The sequence below is a fragment of the Candidatus Cyanaurora vandensis genome (assembly GCF_013285555.1).
Taxonomy (GTDB): Bacteria; Cyanobacteriota; Cyanobacteriia; order Gloeobacterales; family Anthocerotibacteraceae; genus Cyanaurora; species Cyanaurora vandensis.
Window position 1 is genome coordinate 26,740 of record NZ_JAAXLT010000166.1, and the last position, 19,809, is coordinate 46,548.

Annotated in this window: 22 protein-coding genes; 13 read left to right on the forward strand and 9 right to left on the reverse strand. The window is 56.4% G+C overall.

Annotation, left to right across the window (positions count from 1 at the left end; genetic code table 11):
- Positions 1-17 precede the first annotated feature (17 nt).
- Genes HFM78_RS11570 through HFM78_RS11580 form a run of 3 tightly spaced genes read left to right on the forward strand, consistent with a single transcriptional unit; the run spans position 18 to position 1,513 of the window.
- Positions 18-374 carry a hypothetical protein gene (locus HFM78_RS11570; RefSeq protein ID WP_287129598.1) on the forward strand — a complete coding sequence of 119 codons (357 nt, stop codon included), beginning with the start codon at positions 18-20 and terminating at the stop codon, positions 372-374.
- Complete coding sequence (locus HFM78_RS11575) at positions 375-917, forward strand: 5-formyltetrahydrofolate cyclo-ligase (RefSeq protein ID WP_287129599.1); 543 nt, start codon at positions 375-377, stop codon at positions 915-917.
- Positions 899-1,513: a M15 family metallopeptidase gene (locus HFM78_RS11580; RefSeq protein ID WP_287129600.1), complete on the forward strand. Its 615-nt coding sequence runs from the start codon at positions 899-901 to the stop codon at positions 1,511-1,513. Before HFM78_RS11575 ends, HFM78_RS11580 begins: the two co-directional genes overlap by 19 nt.
- Before the next feature lie 55 nt (positions 1,514-1,568).
- On the opposite strand, the gene rpaB is transcribed toward HFM78_RS11580, so the two are convergent.
- On the reverse strand, positions 1,569-2,294 hold the full coding sequence (rpaB, locus tag HFM78_RS11585; RefSeq protein ID WP_287129601.1) for a response regulator transcription factor RpaB: 726 nt from the start codon (positions 2,292-2,294) through the stop codon (positions 1,569-1,571).
- 332 nt (positions 2,295-2,626) lie between these two features.
- Between rpaB and HFM78_RS11590 the strand changes: the two genes are divergently transcribed.
- Complete coding sequence (locus HFM78_RS11590) at positions 2,627-3,340, forward strand: hypothetical protein (protein ID WP_287129602.1); 714 nt, start codon at positions 2,627-2,629, stop codon at positions 3,338-3,340.
- Here the strand turns inward: HFM78_RS11590 and HFM78_RS11595 are convergent.
- From HFM78_RS11595 to HFM78_RS11610, 4 genes are all read right to left on the reverse strand, one after another.
- Positions 3,315-4,172 carry a sulfurtransferase gene (locus HFM78_RS11595; RefSeq protein ID WP_287129603.1) on the reverse strand — a complete coding sequence of 286 codons (858 nt, stop codon included), beginning with the start codon at positions 4,170-4,172 and terminating at the stop codon, positions 3,315-3,317. The two genes, HFM78_RS11590 and HFM78_RS11595, sit on opposite strands and share 26 nt — an antisense overlap.
- Positions 4,169-5,698, reverse strand: a complete 1,530-nt coding sequence (locus HFM78_RS11600) for a polyketide synthase (protein WP_287129604.1) — start codon at positions 5,696-5,698, stop codon at positions 4,169-4,171. The genes HFM78_RS11595 and HFM78_RS11600 overlap by 4 nt, the downstream gene beginning before the upstream one ends.
- A gap of 12 nt (positions 5,699-5,710) precedes the next feature.
- The gene (locus HFM78_RS11605; RefSeq protein WP_287129605.1) at positions 5,711-6,919 is read right to left on the reverse strand and encodes an acyltransferase domain-containing protein; all 1,209 of its coding nucleotides are present in this window, start codon (positions 6,917-6,919) and stop codon (positions 5,711-5,713) included.
- 195 nt (positions 6,920-7,114) lie between these two features.
- Positions 7,115-9,040, reverse strand: coding sequence for a sorbosone dehydrogenase family protein (locus tag HFM78_RS11610; RefSeq protein ID WP_287129606.1), 1,926 nt, complete (start codon positions 9,038-9,040; stop codon positions 7,115-7,117).
- A gap of 289 nt (positions 9,041-9,329) precedes the next feature.
- On the opposite strand from HFM78_RS11610, the gene HFM78_RS11615 reads away from it, so the two are divergent.
- Genes HFM78_RS11615 through argH form a run of 3 tightly spaced genes read left to right on the forward strand, consistent with a single transcriptional unit; the run spans position 9,330 to position 12,644 of the window.
- A complete protein-coding gene (locus HFM78_RS11615; RefSeq protein ID WP_287129607.1) occupies positions 9,330-11,081 on the forward strand; it encodes a PP2C family protein-serine/threonine phosphatase in 1,752 nt (583 codons plus the stop codon).
- 16 nt (positions 11,082-11,097) lie between these two features.
- Positions 11,098-11,280 carry a hypothetical protein gene (locus tag HFM78_RS11620; RefSeq protein ID WP_287129608.1) on the forward strand — a complete coding sequence of 61 codons (183 nt, stop codon included), beginning with the start codon at positions 11,098-11,100 and terminating at the stop codon, positions 11,278-11,280.
- Entirely contained in the window at positions 11,277-12,644 is a 1,368-nt protein-coding gene (argH, locus tag HFM78_RS11625) for an argininosuccinate lyase (protein ID WP_287129609.1), read from the forward strand. Before HFM78_RS11620 ends, argH begins: the two co-directional genes overlap by 4 nt.
- Here argH and HFM78_RS11630 read toward each other — a convergent pair.
- The 4 genes from HFM78_RS11630 to HFM78_RS11645 form a co-directional block, all read right to left on the reverse strand.
- Complete coding sequence (locus tag HFM78_RS11630) at positions 12,591-13,340, reverse strand: 16S rRNA (uracil(1498)-N(3))-methyltransferase (RefSeq protein WP_287129610.1); 750 nt, start codon at positions 13,338-13,340, stop codon at positions 12,591-12,593. The genes argH and HFM78_RS11630 overlap by 54 nt on opposite strands.
- Positions 13,310-14,149: a 50S ribosomal protein L11 methyltransferase gene (prmA, locus tag HFM78_RS11635; RefSeq protein ID WP_287129611.1), complete on the reverse strand. Its 840-nt coding sequence runs from the start codon at positions 14,147-14,149 to the stop codon at positions 13,310-13,312. The genes HFM78_RS11630 and prmA overlap by 31 nt, the downstream gene beginning before the upstream one ends.
- Positions 14,150-14,502: 353 nt before the next feature.
- A complete protein-coding gene (locus HFM78_RS11640) occupies positions 14,503-14,721 on the reverse strand; it encodes a DUF2945 domain-containing protein (RefSeq protein ID WP_287129612.1) in 219 nt (72 codons plus the stop codon).
- Between the two features lie 135 nt (positions 14,722-14,856).
- A complete protein-coding gene (locus HFM78_RS11645; RefSeq protein ID WP_287129613.1) occupies positions 14,857-15,141 on the reverse strand; it encodes a BrnA antitoxin family protein in 285 nt (94 codons plus the stop codon).
- A gap of 224 nt (positions 15,142-15,365) precedes the next feature.
- On the opposite strand from HFM78_RS11645, the gene HFM78_RS11650 reads away from it, so the two are divergent.
- The 6 genes from HFM78_RS11650 (at position 15,366) to rpmB (ending at position 19,482) form a co-directional block, all read left to right on the forward strand.
- Positions 15,366-15,680: a thioredoxin family protein gene (locus tag HFM78_RS11650; RefSeq protein ID WP_396033535.1), complete on the forward strand. Its 315-nt coding sequence runs from the start codon at positions 15,366-15,368 to the stop codon at positions 15,678-15,680.
- 31 nt (positions 15,681-15,711) lie between these two features.
- A complete protein-coding gene (locus tag HFM78_RS11655; RefSeq protein ID WP_287129615.1) occupies positions 15,712-16,533 on the forward strand; it encodes a M48 family metallopeptidase in 822 nt (273 codons plus the stop codon).
- Positions 16,534-16,578: 45 nt separating this feature from the next.
- On the forward strand, positions 16,579-17,010 hold the full coding sequence (locus tag HFM78_RS11660; protein WP_287129616.1) for an Rrf2 family transcriptional regulator: 432 nt from the start codon (positions 16,579-16,581) through the stop codon (positions 17,008-17,010).
- A gap of 273 nt (positions 17,011-17,283) precedes the next feature.
- The gene (gatB, locus tag HFM78_RS11665; RefSeq protein WP_287129617.1) at positions 17,284-18,756 is read left to right on the forward strand and encodes an Asp-tRNA(Asn)/Glu-tRNA(Gln) amidotransferase subunit GatB; all 1,473 of its coding nucleotides are present in this window, start codon (positions 17,284-17,286) and stop codon (positions 18,754-18,756) included.
- Between the two features lie 27 nt (positions 18,757-18,783).
- Positions 18,784-19,146 (forward strand): plastocyanin, encoded by a 363-nt coding sequence (petE, locus tag HFM78_RS11670; protein WP_287129618.1) that lies wholly within the window; start codon positions 18,784-18,786, stop codon positions 19,144-19,146.
- 78 nt (positions 19,147-19,224) lie between these two features.
- On the forward strand, positions 19,225-19,482 hold the full coding sequence (gene rpmB / locus HFM78_RS11675; RefSeq protein ID WP_287129619.1) for a 50S ribosomal protein L28: 258 nt from the start codon (positions 19,225-19,227) through the stop codon (positions 19,480-19,482).
- Positions 19,483-19,809 lie beyond the last annotated feature (327 nt).

A 19,809-nucleotide genomic window follows, 5' to 3' on the forward strand; every position in this document is an offset into this window, starting at 1 on the left:
GATGGTACAGTTCAGAGGTGTGGAACTACCTAGCCCAAACCGATGTGACTGTCCGTGCCCTGGTTACTGGGGCGGGACCCATCTCTGTATTTCTCCTATTGGTCATTGTGTTATTGGGGTTTGTGTTGGTCCGTAGCTTTTTCACGCAGATGCAGCGGCCCATTGCCCAACGCACGAGTCAAGCCTTATTGTTTCCTTTTATCGCGCTCTTGGTTGCCATGGTGGTGGAGTTGGGTGCCCTTTTTACCATTGTCGGTCTACCCTTTAGTTTTACGGTGGTGGTCAGTGTACCCTTGACGGTATTGACGGGCTACCTTATTTGGCAACAGTTTCTCTATCGGGCCCTCTCCCAGTTGCCGGGACCGAAAGACTAGATGGACAAACCATCTTTACGTCTGCACCTCAAGGCTTTGCGTAGACAGATTGCGCCGGACCTCTGGCAACGTAGTCAGCGGGTCTGTGCTTGGCTTAGTTCCTGTCCCACGTTCCGGCAAGCCGACCAAGTACTGACCTATGTGGCCTTGGCACAGGAAATAGATTTGGGCGAGCTATTTGTTCAATTCCCGACCAAGACTTGGGGAATTCCCCGTTGTGTGGGTAAGTCCTTGGTGTGGCATCGCCAGAGCTTAGACCTCGTACCGGGACCCTACGGCATCCATGAACCCCGCCCAGATAGTCCACTCGTGGACCCGGCCCGGAGTCAATTGGTCCTAGTGCCGACCCTGGGTTGTGACTGGCGCGGATACCGTCTGGGGTATGGTGGGGGCTACTATGACCGTTTTTTGACCCAGTATCCGCTCTTGAGTCTGGGGGTCATGACGAGTCAAAGTTGGCTAGAGGATTTCCCGGTGGACCCCTGGGACCAGAAACTGGGGGGTGTTGTGACGGAGGCAGGGCTATGTTGGTTCGTGGACTAGGACTCATCCTGGGGTTGAGTTGGGCGGCGGGGTGTTTGGCCCAGGGCCAGGAATGGCAAGTGGTCGAACGGTTAGAACCCTCACTTTATCTAGAAATGGCCTACGCCACCCCCAACAACTTCTTGAAGGAAACCGTTTACCCGCGAGCAACCTGTCTGTTGCGGACCCCCGTTGCCCTCAAGCTACAACAGGCCCAGCGACAACTGCTTAAACAGGGTTACAGTCTCAAAATGTGGGATTGTTACCGTCCGCTCACGGTGCAAAAAAAGATGTGGGCCATCCTCCCCGATGACCGTTATGTGGCTGACCCCAAGTCCGGTTCACGTCATAATCGCGGTGCTGCCGTGGATGTCACCCTCGTGACCGCCCAGGGCCAATCCCTAGAACTACCAACGCCCTTTGATGACTTCACACCCAAAGCTAGTCCCCAAGCTCAAGCGACTTGGAGTGCCCCGGCCCGTACCCATTACGCAATTCTTAAAACCGCCCTGACAGAAGCTGGGTTTACTCCATTGGCGACCGAGTGGTGGCATTTTGACTTTACGGGTTGGCAAGCTTACCCCGTGAGTGATTTTCCCCTGACGGCGGAGAGATAGACCCCGGTTGGTCCAGTAAATTAGGTCTTCAGATTATCCGTGGCTTGCGGGAAGTCTAGGTAGTCTCGGTAATGCGTTGGAATAGATAACCCGTGCCACGGGCAGTGAGGATGAGTTCGGGGTTAGCGGGATCGTTCTCTAGTTTGGAGCGCAACCGTGAAATATGGACATCCACTACCCGCGTGTCCACATGGCGGTCCACATCGTAACCCCAGACCGCCTTGAGGATATCCCCCCGCGAAAAAGGCTCCCCGGAGCGACTGACCAACAGTTCAAGTAAGGAAAACTCCATCCCGGTCAAGCGCACCCGCTCGTTCCCCTTGAAGACCTGACGGCGGTTGGTGTCAATCTTCACATCTCCAATCGCCATCACCCCAGAGCTGGGGATGCCATTGCCGATGGTTGTCCGGTCTAGACGGCGTAGGACCGAGCGGATACGGGCTTCTAGTTCCTTGGGCGAGAAGGGTTTTACGACATAATCATCGGCCCCGAGTTCCAGACCGGTGATCCGGTCAGCCACATCCGAGAGGGCGGTCAGCATAATAATCGGGACATCGGAGCCCTTACGTAACTCCTGGCAGACCCCATAGCCATCAATCTTGGGCATCATGACATCCAGGACCACGAGATCCGGCTGTTCCCGGTGGAAAGCTCCTAAGGCCTCCTCACCGTCGGCAGCCGTCACCACGTCATAACCAATCATCGAAAGACGCGTCTCCAGAATCCGTCGGATACTGGCTTCGTCATCCACCACCAAGATTTTTTCCTTTGTGCTACTCAAGATTCACCACCTCACCAGCATTATGGGCCACTCTTCGTGTATCGTCTTGTACTCGGCACCGCTTACTCCCCGGCTGGGAAGATGCTTTCAAGCCTTACCTTGCTCAGCACAAGTTGACAACAATAATATTTAATAGTGTATCAAAATTTAGGAATCTTCAAGTAAATCAGCACACCTAAGTTTGAAATATGAAGATTTACTAAGCCAAAACAATTGCGCTGTCAAACTGACAATAAATCTTTACAGATTAGGATTGGTGGTGATGAGTATTTTAACCTATCTGCAGAGCTTGGGACGCTATGCCAAAATGAAACCGTGCCCGAGAAGCCCCAATGAGTGAGGACAAGGTTTTTAGTGAGCAGGAGGTTGCGTTGATTCTCCAGCGGGCCGCCGAGCGGCAACGAGCGCAGGGGCAGGGCGGCTTGACCTTACCGGAATTAGAGCGGATTGCCGAAGAAGCAGGCCTTAACCCGGCCTTGGTCCGGCAGGTGGCGGCAGAACTCGAAGACCAGCCCCACCCCGTCGCTGACGGTCTCATCCCGGCCCTGCGCGTCTGTTTTGAGAAGACTCTACCCACTGCTCTCAAGGAGACGGACCTAACGAGTCTGCGTGAACTCATCCAAGCCGAGATGAACGAGCCGGGGCGGTTTGAACGCCAGGGGCAGACCCTCACTTGGCAGACCATTGCTCGGGTACCAACTTTCCCCCAAAACGGTACCTACGCCCAAAATCCCTACAACCAACGAGATATCCGCATCACAGTTTATCCCCGAGGCACAACAACGACGATCCGTGTCGAGGAAAAACTCACTAACTTGGCAGGCGCGATGTTCGGGGGGTGGCTGGGCGGTCTCGGAGGGGGGTTATTGGGGGTGAGTCTGGCCCTGGGGTTCGGCGTATTCCGGTCCCCGTTGGTCACACTGATCCTGATTAGTGCCGCGCTTTGGTTGGGTTATGCGGTGGCAAGACAGAGTTTTGATGCGGTGACCAGAGAACGTACAGTCCAACTGCAACGGTTATTCAGTCGGCTGGTGGCGTTGACCTAGGCAGGTCTAGGCGGCCCCATTCATTCCAAGAGCCGTCGTAGAGTCGTAGGTTGGGGTAGCCTAAGCTGTGCAGGGCAAAGAGAACCGTACTAGCTGCCACGCCGCCGTTACAGTAGGCCACCACGGTATCCGTTGGTTCAATCCCCAATTGCTTAAACTGAGCCGCCCACTCGTCCAAAGACTTAAACCCGTCAGTTGTCATGAGGTCCGGGCGGGGCAGGTTGACCGCGCCGGGGATGTGGCCCTTGTGGGTTGCCCGACTGCGCTCACCCCGGTAGTGGGCCGGGGGACGGGCATCAATCACTTTAATTTGGGGATTTTCGAGTAACGCCAATAGTTCCGGGGGTTCGATGCGCCATTGGGGTTGGACTCGGGGGGTGAAGGTCCGGGCTGGATAGTCTAGGGTCGCGGTGCTGACGGGATAACCACCTTTCTGCCAAGCCTGCCAGCCACCCGCCAACACCCGGCAGTCTGGGTGCCCGTAGTATTGGAAGCACCACCACAACCGGGTCGCGAACTGGGCTACCCCTTGGTCATAAATCACCACGGTTGTTTCGTTGTCAATGCCTAACTCACCCACGAGACGGGCAAATTGTTCGGCACTGGCAACCTGGGCCGGGACGGTTTGGGTCAGGTCCACAATATCCATGGTCCAATCTACAAAAACCGCCCCAGGAATATGTCCGGCCTCATAACCCGCCCGGTCTGCCGTGTACACGCCCTGCTCGAACCCGTCGCCGAGGTCCCGGTGGCCCACATTACCCCGGATGTCCACCACCCGGAGCCGGGGATTGTCTAATTGTTGGGCAAGCTCGGCGCAGGTGAGGATCATCGGCTGGGGTTGAGTCGTTGGGAACTCTCGCTGTTACTCACCTCGGCCTGATAGTAGGCACTCTTGTAGAAATTGGGGTCATAGGACTCGACGAGGGCATGGAAGTTGGTCCCGCCGAAGCCGAAGGAATTGATTGCCGCCCGCCGGGGCAGGGGGCTCTCGGGCCAGTACCGCGCCTGGGTATTGACATAAAAAGGACTGTTGGCGATGTCCATATTCGGGTTGGGCGTCTGGTAGTTGATGGTCGGGGGCAAGATCCCGTGGTGGACACTGAGGATGGCCTTAATCAACCCCGCGATCCCCGCCGCCGCCCGGAGGTGCCCAATCATGGACTTGACCGAGCCTAGGGCAATCGTCCCCGGCTGGGTGACATGGGCACGAAAAACTTCCGTCAGTGAGGCGACTTCAGCCGCGTCCCCGACCCGTGTAGACGTACCGTGGGCCTCAACCATCCCGACTGTGGCCGGGTTAATACCCGCGAGTTGGTAGGCGCGGCCCATGGCAAGCATCTGGCCCTTGGAGTTGGGGGCGGTAATCCCTTTACCCATACCATCGGAGGAAATGCCCACCGACCTGAGGACGGCGTAAATCTTGTCCCCGTCGCGCTCGGCCTCGCTGAGCCGCTTCAGGAGAACCACTCCGCAGCCCTCACCCATGACAAATCCATCGGCGGAAGCATCAAAGGGCGTACTGCGGCCCTTAACTGATAGCGCACGGGTTTTACAGAACGCTGCATAGCCAAAGGGATTGTTACCGGACTCTGACCCACCAAGGACCACCAAATCCGTCTCCCCCATCCGTAAACTCTTGAGCGCGTAATCCAAAGCGCCCAGGGAGGCAGCACAGGCGGCGTCCACTGTCGAGTTACCCCCGCGCAGGTCAAAACAGTGGGCGACCCGGCCCGCCACGATATTGGGCAACATCCCGGACATCGTGTCTTCATTCATCTCCAAAGATTGGGACTGGACTTGGGCGCGGGCTTCAGCAATCAGCGTCGCTTGGTCCGCCGGACTCAACCGTTGGAAGGTCGGGCTGGACTGGAAGGCCGCACTCATATGGTCAAAATATAGACGGGGAGCACAGGTAAAAGTATCTTCGCCAATTGAGGTCCCGGCGACGACTTGGACGCGGCTACGGTCAAAGGCTTTATCGAGTAAACCCGCGTCCTGGAGGGCCTCGCGGGTACTGAGGAGCATCATCTTCTGGGCCTTGTCCATGCGCTCAGAAGTCTTGGGGGTGATGCGGAATTCCCAGGGCTTGAAGGGTAGATTTTTGACAAAACAACCGACGGTGGTATAGCTCTTATCCGGCGCACCGGGGTCGGGATGATAAAAATCAGCGGGGTTCCAACGGTCTAAAGGGACTTCTTCATGGGTATCTACGCCCCGGATTAGGTTTTGCCAAAACTCTGCGATACTACCGGCCTGCGGGAAGATCCCCCCCAAACCCACAACGGCAATGGGTTCTAGGTACATGGGCGTGGTGGCGGGTGTGGTCCAGATACCGGGGGCGATGGTTGGGTTCATCACAGGTCCATGTTACAGGTCAGCAATAGTGTACCCGAGTATATGAAGTTGTGCTATGCATTCGAGGAAGCTTTCGCGGCCCCCGCCTTTGGCGGTATTCGCCGCTACCACCGTCACCCCTTGTTCCTCTAAAATTTCGCGGGCGAGACGGGCCAAACGGTCACTCGGGCCGAGGTCCACAATTACCCCCGCGCCCAATTCCCGGAGACGACGCACCTGGGCCACATGGTTGACTGGGCCAATAAAGGCGCAATCAAGGAGGGCACGGGTCTGGGCAAAGGGTTCACTCCAGGGCAGGACATCCCCGGTCAGTCCCGAGACCACCAGGATACGGGCGGGTTGGAAGGTACTTTCCTCTAGGGCCGTGCGGTACTGACGGTGCGCTTCGACCAAGAGGGGCGAGTGAAAAGCGGTGGCGACTTTGAGTGGGACGGCCTTCAGTTTGGCGGGTTTGGCCTGGGCGACTAGGGTTTCAATCTGGGGGGCCAGCCCCGAAACCACCAATTGACGGGGCGAATTGCGGTTCGAGATAACGACCTGGACTCCAGTTTGGCGGATGAGTTCGTGAATCCGGTCCTCTGGCCCAATCAGGGCCGCCATCGCCCCCGTCGCCAAGGCTCCCCCCCGAAAGGGCGCACAGGTCAAGCGCAGCAGTTCGGCGAGATCGAAACATCCGGCTAAATGACAGGCGGTCAGTTCCCCGACACTATGACCCGCCAAGAAATTCGGTTGGATGCCGTAGCGCATGAGGAGTCGGGCCATCGCCACGGTTGCTGTCACCGTGGCGGGTCGTTGGTAGAGCGGGTGGGTACTGCGCGGGTCCGTTTCGTCGCCCAAGTCTAGGAAGGAAACCGTCTCTCCGGTCGCCTGGGTAAAATAAGCTTCGGCTTCTTCACGGACCTGTTGCAACGTCGGGTCAAGGCTCGCGAGTTCCGTCCAGTAATCCGCCCCCAAGGACCCAGAACCGGGCATGACCCAGGCCAAGGGCGGTGGGGTTACGGTCGGTTGCCATTCCCGTACCAGTTGTTGCGCCACCACCTCCGCCCAGGATTCTTCTTTCACCACCACGGCAAAGGCCCGTCCCGGCTCGCCCTCTTGCCGAAAATCCAACCGAACTACGGGACCCGTCCCGACGGGTTGCGCGGCTAGCTGTTCTCGGGTGGGCGTAGCGGTCATTGCGAGATACCCGAGAATCAGTCGGGCGGGTCCAGTGGCAGTCATTGCAAGTCCTTGCTGTCCAAGAAATCACGATAACACCCCCATCTAGGCGGTAGAGCAACCAACTTTCACCGTTGCGACGATTGCGGCGCGTACATTTACACAAAGTCTTTGCCGGTTTAGCGGCTTGGAAGAGACTGCTGTGGGTTGGTTCTTCGGCTTTAGACTACGCGCAAACCCCTCATCGTCAAGAGAAAGTTAGGGAGCAATGAGCCGATAGACGGCGGTGTAGGTGGTGTCCGTAGCAGGGGTACTAATGTCATGGACCCGCGCTCCCCCGTCAGACCAACTCACGAATTGATAAAGTTGACCGCTTTGGGGTTGCAATTGCGGTGCGCCTAGGGTCCGGGTGATCCCCACCACGCCCTCAAATTGCTGACCACTAGACTGGGGCTGTCCATCCAGTTCGAGGGTGAGCCCAGGCGGGAGAGTCTGTAACCGGAGCGTGCTAGTCCGGGGCAAGATATCGCGGGTGACCGTGGTGGTCAGGCCCGCTGTATCCGTGACCTTGAGAATGACCCGGTAAAACACATCCGCTAGGGTGTAGGGCGTGCTGGTCGGAACCGTGAAACTACCCTCCGTCGCTCCGGTCGTCGGCAAGACAAAGGGCCGCGCTGGGGCCGTACCCGTGTAATAGTCCACCTGCCAAGTAAACGCACTCCCGCCCAAGAGACCGTCCTCCGCATCATTAGCAGTCCCGGCGTAGAAGATAGTTTCGCCACCGCTGAAGAGGGTCCCCTCGGCGGGGTCCGTAATGACTGCCGTGGGTCGTTGGCTGGCGGTGACGGTCAGGGTTGCGGGGTTACTGGTCACACTGGCAGCGGCGTTGGTGACAACCACCCGAAACTCAGTTTGGTCATCCTCTAGGTCTACCGGGGCCGTAGTGTGACTCGGGGCCGTCGCGCCGGGAATGGCTACCCCGTCCTGCTGCCACTGATAGGTCAGGGGAGCCGTCCCCGAAGCCGTCACGGTAAAAGTCGCGGCCTCGCCCACCCGCACGATCTGGCTGGTGGGTTGGGTGGCGATGCCCGGTGCCTGGGTGAAGGCCACCCGGTAGACGGCGTTATCGCCCCGCGAGAGGTAATAGAGACTGCCATCGGCCCCGGTTTTGAGGTCTACCGGGCTCCGGGTCCCCGTGGCAAAACGGGTGGCGACCCCCTGAGGATCTAGGGTATTGATCCAGCCCCCGCAATAATCGGCAAAGAAGTAACGGTTTTGGTAACTGGCGGGGAACTGCGGAGCCGGCGGATTATAAAAAGTCCCGCCTGTGATCGAACAACCCAGCCCCACCACCGGGTCAATCCTAAAATGCTGGTAGGCAAAGAAGGGTGAGCGAAAACGCGGGTCTGTCGTGGGTCCCTCGGTGGTGGGCCAGCCGTAATTCGCGCCTTTGACACCCAGGTTGACTTCTTCCCAGGTGTTTTGGCCCACGTCATTGATGAACATCCCGCCGGACTCGGGGCGGATGGCGAAGGTGAAGGGGTTACGCAGACCCAGACTCCAGATCGCCCGGTTGTTGCCCGTGGTGGTGGCATAAAAAGGGTTGTCCGTTGGGATCGAACCATCGGGGTTGATCCGCAGGAGCTTGCCATGGAGCGTGGCGAGGGACTGGGAATTTTCGCCGTAAGCATTGTCGCCCACCGCAATAAAAAGACTACCCGCTTCGTTGAAGTGCAAAGCCCCGCCATTGTGGTTGGTCGCACTGCTGAGGGGATCAAGTTCGAGGAGGACCTGTTCACTCTCCGCTTGCGCCACGTCCCCCTGGGCCACAAAACGACTAACTCGGTTATGGGTGGGGCTCGGCACCGTGTAATAGAGGTAGACGTAGGCATTGCGCTCAAAATCAGGGTCGAAGGCAATCCCCAACAGACCACGCTCCCCAGCGGAGTTTACCTCCAGTTGAACAAACGGTTCGGCAAGGAGCGTACCGTCCTTAATCACCCGCACCGCACCACTCTGTTCTAGGACAAAAAGCCGACCATCCGGCGCGAACTCCATCGCTGTCGGTGCGTTGATCCCATTGGCAACTAGGGACTCGGTAAACCCCTCGGGTACCGTCGCAGCAACAACCGGAAGACTCAGCAAAAATGATGCAATCAACCCAAATCCAGCTTGATAACGCACAGTTAAATCCCCCAATACCGTGTAAAAACGAGTCTTTCAGCCGGGGGTTAGACTGAGGAGCAATACGGCTCCAATGAGTGCCGTCGGCTTCACTGATCCTAACGAAAGCTTTAATAAAGTCATGTAATGCACATAACACCCGTTACAAAAGTTAATTCGATACCAACCAAGTTTCAAAAAGCCTATGATCCCCGTCAAACCTAGATCCAGTCAAATCTCTACCCACTTACCCTAGCCAAAGGAGGGCAACTGGGATTATATATTTGTATCACTCCTAACCCGCTTGCTGATGTCTTCTCAATTCGAGGTCCGTCCCATCCAACCCACCTTCGTGCTCAAAGACCTAAACACAGCGCAGTATTTAGAGCAGCTCCGGGTCCAGGACCTGTTGAGTACCTTTGCCTACGCGCTCAGGAGTCTGGATAACCTCAACAAGATTCTTGAACTCGTCCCGCTCATCCTCAGCCGGGTGACGGAGACCCAGGCGGCCTTGGTGGTCTTGACCCAGGAGGGGCAAGTCCGGGTAGCGGAGTTCTGTAGTCAGGGGGAGTCGGTCGCGCGGGAGGTCCACCGGGCGGCCTTGGGGCTAGAGCATGGGGCTTTTAGCACTGACCACGAAAATTTGACCGTCCGTTTGCAGGAACACCTCAGTCCCACGCTCCAATGTTTCAGCACCCCAATCCTGGCCCGTAACGCGATCCGGGGTTATTTGTGTGTGTTCTTGGAAGCTGGGGATTTCTCCTGGACCGAGAGCCGGGAGAAGTTATTTCGGTTAATGGCGGACCTGACCGCGCTGGCGATTGTTGCCATCGAACACGAGTCTTTGCGGCTAGAGCATCGTAAAGTCCAGGACCTGCTCAGTGCCTTGGGCTATGCCACCCGTAGCTTGGTCAACCTCAACCAACTCCTCGAACTTGTTCCTCTGACCGCCTGCCGAGTCACCGACGCCAGGGCTGGGATCATTGCCTTATTCCAGGATGGGCGGGTCCGCTTAGAAGAATTTGACTCCCTCCCCTATGTGATGGATCTAGATGAGTTGCGGCGGACCTTTGAGCAATGCGCGGCCCATGGGGAAGCCCTCGATAGCTGTTTACGGGCTAACCTCCGCCCCCAAGTCCAACTTTTTAGCACCCCAATCCTCGTCAAAACCACGGTGCGCGGCTACCTCTGGGTCCTCACCGAAGAGCCCGCCTACCAGTGGAGTGAAGGCCACCAGAAACTCCTGCGCTTGATCGCCGACTTGATTGCAGTGGCAATTGAGAACGAGGAACTGACCGCCGAACTGCGCCGCCAAGAAAAACTTACCCGAGAAGTAGATATCGGTTCGGAGATCCAGGAACGTCTGCTACCCAAGACCCAACCGGCGATCCCCGGCCTCCTGGTGGCGGCGCGGTGTGAGAATGCCCTTAAAGTGGGCGGCGACTACTATGATTTCATCCCAATCCTCGACACTCAACGCTGGGGACTAGTCGTCGGGGATGTGATGGGTAAAGGGGTCCCGGCGGGCCTCATCATGATGATGACCCGCAGTACGCTCCGTTCAGAAGTCCTACGCCAGGGTCCCCCCGGTGAGATCCTCAGCCACCTCAACCGGGTCATGTACCCGGACCTAGAGACCTCCAACCGCTTCGTCACGCTTTTTTATGCTGAGTATGAGCCCAGCACTCGCCGTCTGAGCTACACCAACGCTGCCCACCCCCGGCCTTTATTTTGGCGGGCAAAGACGCGTGAGTTTTTTTCCTTGGACTTAGCGGGTACGCTAATTGGGCTGACCCCAGATACGGTTTATACCCAAGACACCCTCTACCTAGAACTAGGGGATGTGCTGGTCTGTTACACCGATGGTTTTACTGAAGCAGCCCAGCGCGGCGGTCCTCAAGAGCGGTTCGGGGAGGAGAAATGGACACAACAGGTACATTTCGCCTGCGCTCAGTACGAGACCCCGGCCCAGATCCTCAATTACCTCTACGCCCAGATCCATGACTTCTGTGACGGCCCGATTGATGATGATATGACGATGATAGTCCTCAAAGCCCGCTAAACCCCTAGGAGTGACGATGTTAACTTGGTACATTTTGCAGAACCTTGATCTGGGCTGGCTCCTTGCCGCTGTGCCCAAGGATCAGGATGTGATTGCCAACCTCCAGAACTTCTGGAACGACCTACTTAAAACGGGGAAGCTCGCGGCGGGCGTTGTCGGCTTTATTTTGGGTTTTGTGATTAAGAGCATCACCAGTTGAGGGGCCGTTTCGAGGAACCCCTGGACCCGGTGGTGGCCCGGTTCAATAGCAGCATCGGGTTCGATTGGGAACTGTTGCCCTATGACTTAATTGGTTCGCGGGCCCATGTGCGGATGCTGGGTCAAGTCGGGATCATCTCCCCATCTGAAATGGCGCAACTAGTAGCGGGACTCGACCAGATTGAACAGGCGTGGCGGACGGGTGAGTTTCAGCCGGACCCCGCTTGGGAAGATGTCCATTCTGCCGTCGAGACTAGGCTCACTGTCCTGTTGGGAGATGTCGGTAAGAAACTCCACACTGCCCGTTCCCGCAATGACCAAGTGGCGACGGACCTCAGGCTCTATACCCGCGACCATATTCAACGCCTACTTAACCTGCTTCAACAACTCCAAGCGGTCCTCGTCACCCTCGCCGAAGCTCATCAAACCACCCTGATCCCCGCCTATACCCACCTCCAGCGGGCCCAACCCGTGAGTCTGGCCCACCATTGGCTGGCCTATTTTGAGATGTTTGACCGGGACCGGACGCGCTTGGTGGACTGTAACCGCCGCTTGGATGTGTCGCCCCTAGGGTCTGGGGCCTTAGCCGGAACCACGTTACCGATTGACCGCGCCTACACCGCTGAACTCTTGGGATTTGCCCGTCCCTCGGCAAACTCCCTGGATGCCGTCAGTGACCGCGATTATGTCGTCGAGTTATTGAGTGCGCTGAGCCTAATCCTGACCCACCTCAGCCGCCTGAGTGAAGAACTCATCCTCTGGTCCAGCCAAGAGTTCGGTTTCATCAGCCTGACCGACAGTTGCGCCACCGGGTCTAGCCTGATGCCCCAGAAAAAAAATCCCGATGTCCCCGAACTAATCCGGGGCAAGACCGGGCGGGTTTTTGGGCACCTACTGGGGATGCTGACCACCCTCAAGGGTCTCCCGCTGGCCTACAACAAGGATTTACAGGAGGACAAAGAAGCCCTCTTCGATGCCGTCCGCACTAGTGAAGATTGCTTGCGGGTGATGGCGGTCTTCCTAGAGAAGGGCATGGTCATCCGCACCGAACGTCTTGCCCAGGCCGTGACCGAGGATTACAGTAACGCCACGGACGCAGCGGATTACCTGGTCCGCCAAGGCATCCCCTTCCGGGAAGCCTACCAAGTCATCGGGGCCTTAGTCCGCACGGCTCTCGCTGACGGGAAACTGCTCCAGGATTTGACCTTGACCGAATGGCAAGCCGCCCACCCCGGTTTCAGCGAGGACATCTATGCCGCGATCCAACCCGCCCAAGTCGTCAACGCCCGTAACAGTTACGGCGGGACCGGACTAGCGCAGGTCCGTCAAGCCCTCCTTGCCGCTCGCGCTCGCCTCGCCCTCTAGCCAGCTATTCACCAAAGCCAAAGCACTACATACCGCCGTTTCTGCCCGCAAAATCCGGGGACCGAGACTCACGGGTTCCGCCCCTTTTTGGCTTAACTCGTCCTGTTCCAAGGGACCCCAGCCGCCTTCCGGGCCGATCCAGACCCCGACAGGTTGGGGGGGATAGGTACCCAGGGCGGTTGCCAGGGGGCGGGAATTTTCACGGGCAACGGCAATAAAGTTGCGGTGGGGGCAGGTGACTCGGGCCACAGAGCACACGGGGAGGATGGTCGGTAAAAAAAGTCGTTCGCACTGTTCACAGGCTTCTTGGGCGATCTGTTGCCAGCGTTGTTGTTTGTGGGGCGAGGGGGTGAGTTGAGTGTATTGGGTGGTCAGGGGTTGCAGGGTGGTCACGCCTAATTCCGTCGCTTTTTGAATCAGCCAGTCCATCGCCTCCCCCTTGAGGACCCCCACGGCGAGCCAAATCGGGCGGGGCGGTTCTGTGGCAGGGTGGTCAAGGGCAACTAACTCCGTGAGGGTCTCCCCTTGCCACAGACCCCGGAACGCGCCGCCCTGTCCATCCAAGAGAATTACAGGATCACCTAGGCGCAACCGCAAAACTTTTTTGAGGTAATGGACTTGGGCCGGGGTGAGGTCAGCTTTTCCCCACAACCGGGGTAGGTTTTTTAGTTGCGAACGCAGGTCAGGGCCGCCCATTGACCTTCCGTGAGAGTGTGTTGTACATGCCAATCCTGACCAAGAGCTTGAACCACTTGGGGAACCTGAGTGACCAGCAGACCGCTCAAAATTGCCCAACCACCGGGTACGAGTAGATCCCGCAGTTGGGGATGGATAGCGAGAATCACCGGGGCCAAGATGTTACAGACCAGACCGTCCACAGGCGGGGTAATCGCCTCGGTACTGCCCTCAGCTACCAGGGCCTCTAATTGATTGAGGGCGAGGTTATGGCGGGTGGCGCGGACGGCTTGTTCTTCCAGGTCCACAGCTTGGGCTGATTTCGCCCCCAGCAACAATGCACCAATCGTGAGAATACCCGAACCACAACCAATGTCAGCAACCCGCTCCCCGCCTTGAAGAACCTGCTCCAGAGCCATTAGACATAATCGGGTAGTCTCATGCTCCCCAGTCCCAAAAGCCAGTCCCGCATCCAGTTTGAGGACAATCCGGCCCTGGGGTTCACAGGTGAGCCAGACCGGACAAATAATCAATTTCTCCCCTACAGCGCGGGGGTGCCAGTGGGTCATCCATTGGGTCGCCCAATCGGTCTCAGGGATCGCGGTCAGGCTAATCTCGGGCGGCAGTAAGTGGAAAGTAGTCGCATCCTGGGTCAACTCGGCTTGCAGTTGGGCCAACCGGAGAGCCGGGGGTTCGTCTAGACAAAAGGCGCGGATTTTAAAAGTACTAGCACGGGCCTCCGTCGCTACCCCCAAGGTCGTCCAGGACTCCAGCCGCCATAGACAACTCTCTTCAAGGACGGGATCGGTACCAATCGTAATCTCCCACATAGTCAACACGGGTGAGGGCCTCCCCATCCTACCTATCCATGGGCCAGAGACGGGTTCAGTTACTCCTACGAGTGAAGCAACGGTGCCCACCGTGTAAGCAGTGGTTCCTACGAGTTAAGCAGTCATTCCTACCGAATAAGCAATGGTTTTTACCGACCAAGCAGCGATTCCTATCACCTAAGCAATGGCTCCTACGAGTTAAGTAACAGTTTTTACTAGCTAAGCAGCGATTCCTACCCACCAAGCAGAGGCTTCTACGGTGTAAGCAGCAATTTTTATCCAGAAAGGCGGCTGCTTTACTTAGGAGTACCTCGGGTCGGACTGACGTCAGCAGCTTTAGATGGCCTCAAAAGCTAAGCCTTCCGTAACTTTTTCAGGGCTTCCGGTTTGTGGGCCGCCTCCGCGCCGCTCTTGTCACTCACGACGAGAAACTGGGGTTCCTCCTCGCTAGCCGCCACATAATGCCCCTTGATCTGGGTGGCAGAAGTAAGCTTTTCTTTAATCTTGCCCGTCGAGGTGCCCCCGGAGCTATGCCACTCGACATGATCACCTACTTTGAATTGTTCAGTCATGGTGGCCTCTTAACCCGCTGTTGCGATCTTGCCATTCAGTTTGCCGATGCCCTGTGTCGTCAGAGAGAATCTGTTTGATAGGGGACGAAGGTGAAGTTTTGAAGTGAAGATTTCAGATTGCGGGCTTAATTGCGGTTAGAGCTGATGGTGGGCGATATATTCACGCAAGGCGCGATTGATGCTAGTTTGATACCCTTCGCCTTGGGGATGATTCCTTTTGAACCAGTCGATCAGATCAGCATCAAGGCGCAGAGTAATTTGCTGCTTCACCGGGCGGTAAAACAGCCCGCGTTGCCCCTGGCTCCAGTCTCCCGTTGCCTCCGGGATCAGATCCGTGCGGATCAGTGTCTGCGCCGCCGCCAAAGCATCAACTTCTGCCTGCATCGCTTGAGGCACTGGATTAGCCTGTTCCTTCTTCATAAGCTGTCCTCTCATAAACTGTTATTCTGTGTCAATAAGCTTTTCCTAATTGCGTGGAAGACATGGAGAGATTGAAAAAAAGCAACGGCGGACAATCACTACCACTCGACCTGACAATGCGTAGAGCGTCTTACAATTTCTGTTCGAGAACCGTTAGCTGCAAGGCTTAGCGGTAGGCATCAAGGTCACGCGATAAAATGCAGAGAACGTTGTGGGAACAAGCTATGGAACGGGCGGTCATTAAGTTTTCGGCGGAAGGGTGCGGGATCTGTCACCGGATGTCCTTCTATGACCACAAAGTTGTTGAGGAGATGGGCTTACGGTTCATTGATGTGAAGATGCAGGACACCGTCACCTATCGGCAGTACCGCAAAGTCCTATTGACTCAGTATCCCAACAAAACCGATATGGGCTGGCCCTCCTACATCATCTGTGACCAACCCGATGGCGAGTTTCAGATTCTGGGCGAGGTCAAAGGCGGGCATCCCCGGGGCGAGTTCAAGGGTAAAATCCAAGCCATTCTCCAAATAGTCGCCTGACGTTTCAGGAAATTTGTGCCACATTGGGCCTATGACTAAAAGCACGTTTCCGGGCCTGAAGGCCACTAGTTTTCGTCACCCCCAAGATACCCAGGCCAGTCAGACCCTAGCCTTAATCCCAGGGCTAGAATTCCTCATCCGGCATACCCTAGCTCCCTTGGCAGGGCAGTTCTTTTATTTGGACAATATCTCCTCGGGGATCTTGGTCGGCCCGAATCAACTGCCGCATATCTACGCGCTCCACCAAGAAGCCTGTCAGGTCCTCGGGGTGAATGAACCGCAACTTTATATCCGCCAGAACCCGGTCCCCAATGCCTACACCTTTGCCGTAGATGGTGAACGGTCTTTTATCGTCCTGCATACCTCTTTATTAGAACTGTTGACCCCTGAAGAAGTGCAGGGAGTGATTGCCCACGAGTTAGGCCATATCAAGTGTGAACACAGTGTCTATGTAACGATTGCGAACCTCCTATTACTGGCGGCGCGGCAGGTTCCCAATCTGGGACCGATGGTTGAGCAGCCTTTACGTTTGATGCTTTTTGAATGGTTGCGGGCAGCGGAATTAAGCTGTGACCGGGCGGCTTTGTTGGTAACGGGCCAAGTTGAGACGGTGGTGGCGATGATGATGAAGCTCTCGGGCGGCTCCCCCCAACTGATTCCCCATCTCAATATTGAGGCTTTCGTAGACCAAGTTCATGCCTACGAGGAATTCAGTAAAGAAGGGATGCCCCAGTGGTTACGCATGGCCCAGACCGCCGAACGTTCTCACCCGGTCCCGATTTTGCGAGCTAAGGAGATCAAGGCTTGGGCTGAATCGCCGGAATATCGTCAACTGGTCGAGACTGCGGTTTAAGCTCTCGCCGCTAGACTGTTCTTAAGCGTTCTACTGAGTCGAAGAATGTTCCAGCTATGTAGCAAAAGCGAGTACGCCCTACTCGCGCTTATCGAATTAGCTCTAGTCTATGAGAGCAACGAACCCCTGCAAATCCGCGAGATCGCAAGCCGTCAGCACATCCCGGATCGTTACCTAGAGCAACTCTTGGCTAATTTGCGCCGGGAGGGACTGGTGCGGTCCCAGCGGGGTGCGAAGGGGGGGTATCTGCTCGCCCGTGCGCCCTGGCAGGTCAGTATGTGGGATGTCTGTCAGGCCATTCAGGGGGAGGACAACCCGGAGGCGGAAGTGCCAAGCCCGACCCTAGAGTTGACCGTGGTGCGGGAGGGCTGGCAAAAGGCGGGAGCGGCGGCAGAGAAAGTCCTGCGGACGATTACACTCAAGGACTTATTAGAAACGCGGGCTAGTCAGCAAACCCCACTTATGTATTACATTTGAATTTTTAAGTGAGTAACCGGGTTAGTGCAGCCTGTCTTTTAAGAAGTCCTAGCCTCTTCCTTTCCCAGCCAGAAAACAACAGCGACAGCAGTTCGCTTCAATGTCTCCATCAGGCTCGATGGTACTGCTCTGCTTACCTATCGCGTACGGATGCGGGTGCGCTACTAGCAGGCGATGCCTTTTTCGCGGTCCCCCACCACGCCTGTGCCCGGCAGGGTATGGGGCGGAGGGGCTTCTAGTGCCAAAATAGAGAAGCAGCCCCGTGGAAAGCTCATGATTGCCGCCCTACCTCAAGTTCAGTATGAAATGGTGATTGGTCTGGAGGTCCATGCTCAATTGAGTACCCAGACTAAACTGTTTTGCGGTTGTCCCGTGGAATTTGGTGCCCCGCCCAATACCCACATCTGCCCGGTCTGTACAGGGCAACCGGGGGTCCTGCCTGTCCTCAATCAACGCGCCTTTGATTATGCCATCCTGGTCGGCTTGGCCCTCAATGGCGAGATTGCGGCCTTTAGTAAGTTTGACCGTAAACAGTATTTCTATCCCGACCTACCTAAGAACTACCAAATCTCTCAGTACGACCTGCCCTTGGTGCAACATGGCTGGGTTGAGATTGATGCGGGGGAGGGTCCGCTGCGGATTGGGATTACCCGGCTGCATATGGAAGAAGATGCCGGAAAGCTCGTCCACGCCGGGGCCGACCGTTTGAGCGGCTCGACCTATACCTTGGTGGACTACAACCGCGCGGGCACGCCCCTCGTGGAAATCGTCTCGGAACCGGATATCCGCACCGCTGCCCAAGCCGTCGCCTACGTTCAAGAAATTCGCCGGATTGTGCGTTACCTCGGGGCCTGTGACGGCAATATGCAAGAAGGCTCAATGCGCTGTGATGTCAACATCTCCGTGCGCCCGGTCGGGACCGAGAAATTCGGCACCAAAGTCGAGATTAAGAACATCAACAGTTTTAACTCGATCCAACGCGCCATTGAATACGAATACATCCGGCAGATGAGTGCCCTCAACGGCGATAACCCGACCGAAGTAATCCGTCAGGAGACGCGGCTCTGGGATGAAAATGCCCAGAAGACCCGCTCCATGCGGCTTAAAGAAGGTTCCGATGACTACCGCTACTTCCCAGAACCCGACCTCTTGCCCCTGGAAGTGACCCCGGACCTCTTGGCCCATTACCAAGCCCAACTGCCCGAGTTACCGATTGCCAAACGCCAACGCTACCAAAGTGAGTGGGGCCTGAGTCCCTACGATGCCGAGGCGATGAGTAACGACCGGACCACTGCCCATTACTTTGAAGAAGCCGTCCGTCATGGAGCCCCCCCCAAGCTCGCGGCTAACTGGGTGCAGGGCGACATCACCGCCTACCTCAACGAACATCATCAGCGTTTTGAGGACCTGCCCCTTGATCCCGGCGGTTTAGCTGAATTAATCCAGTTGATCGAAAGCGGGACAATCAGTAATAAAATAGCGAAGGAACTTTTGCCGGAACTCTTGGAGCGGGGGATCTCGCCTAAAGCGTTGGTGGTTGAGCGGGGCCTGACCCAGATTTCGGACCATCAACAATTGATTGAAGCCCTCCAACAAGTCCTCGCCGAAAGTCCCCAGCAGGTCGCTCAATATCGGGAAGGCAAGCGGAAACTAGCGGGTTACTTTGTGGGTCAAGCCATGAAGAAAACCCAAGGGCGAGCAGACCCCCAACTGTTGAACCAACTGTTGAGCAGCTTACTGGATTGATCGTCCCTACCAATGAGAGAAAATTCGATGCAACGTTTACACTTTGTGAGTGCAATGGTAATTGGGGTCCTGGCCTTCGCCCCCCTAGTCCAAGCTAAGGACCATATCGTTCAGATGGGTAGCACCAATGGTCGCCTAATCTATGAACCCAAGACCGTCACGGTTGCCAAGGGTGACACGGTGACTTGGACCATGGGCAAAGCAGGTCCCCACAACGTCGTCTTCAGTAAAGCTCCGGCTGGCGTGGACGTTACAACCATCTCCCACAAGAAACTCGTCAACAAGACCGACCCCACCTTCAAGACTACGTTTGCTGAAGCTGGTGACTATAGCTACTTCTGCACCCCCCACAAGGGCGCGGGCATGGTCGGCAAAATCACCGTTAAGTAACACTCTCCCGCCCCGGCTTGACCGGGGCTTTGGTTTTGTCCGTGATACTATAGTTTGATGTCCATTGAAAGGTAGCTCATGTCGCGCCGTTGCACTATCACCGGGAAGAGAGCCAACAACGGTTTCGCCGTCTCCCACTCCCACCGCCGCACCAAAAAACTCCAACAGCCCAACCTCCAATACAAACGGCTCTGGGACCCCGAGCAGGGTTGCTTCATCCGCATCAAGATCTGTGCCCAGACCCTGCGGACCATCCAGAAGAACGGTATTAACCAAGTGGCTCGCGAATACGGCATCAACCTCGCTGAGTATGTCTGCGCTGAAAAAATGTCCTAAAACTAGAGCAAACTTTTCACCGGGGGAACAGTTCCACCCGGTGGGTACTTTATATGAAAAAAAGAACACCAGAGCAAAGTGGGTATTGTGCATCTGGGAAAAATATGGGTGTACTAAACCAAGTAGAAGTAGTGGCAGAGAGCGCAACTGTCCTTACTAATCTTCGGAAGTTATGACCGGGCAATTTCCAAGCATTAGCTTAGTAATTTGTGAAACTTACAGGACTTACGCAAGAGCCATCGGCCTAGCCGGGTGCTTCAGTTGCTGCATCAACCACCCAGAGCGTAGCCCCGGCTGGAGTTGATAGATGGTTTGGCCTGTGCGATA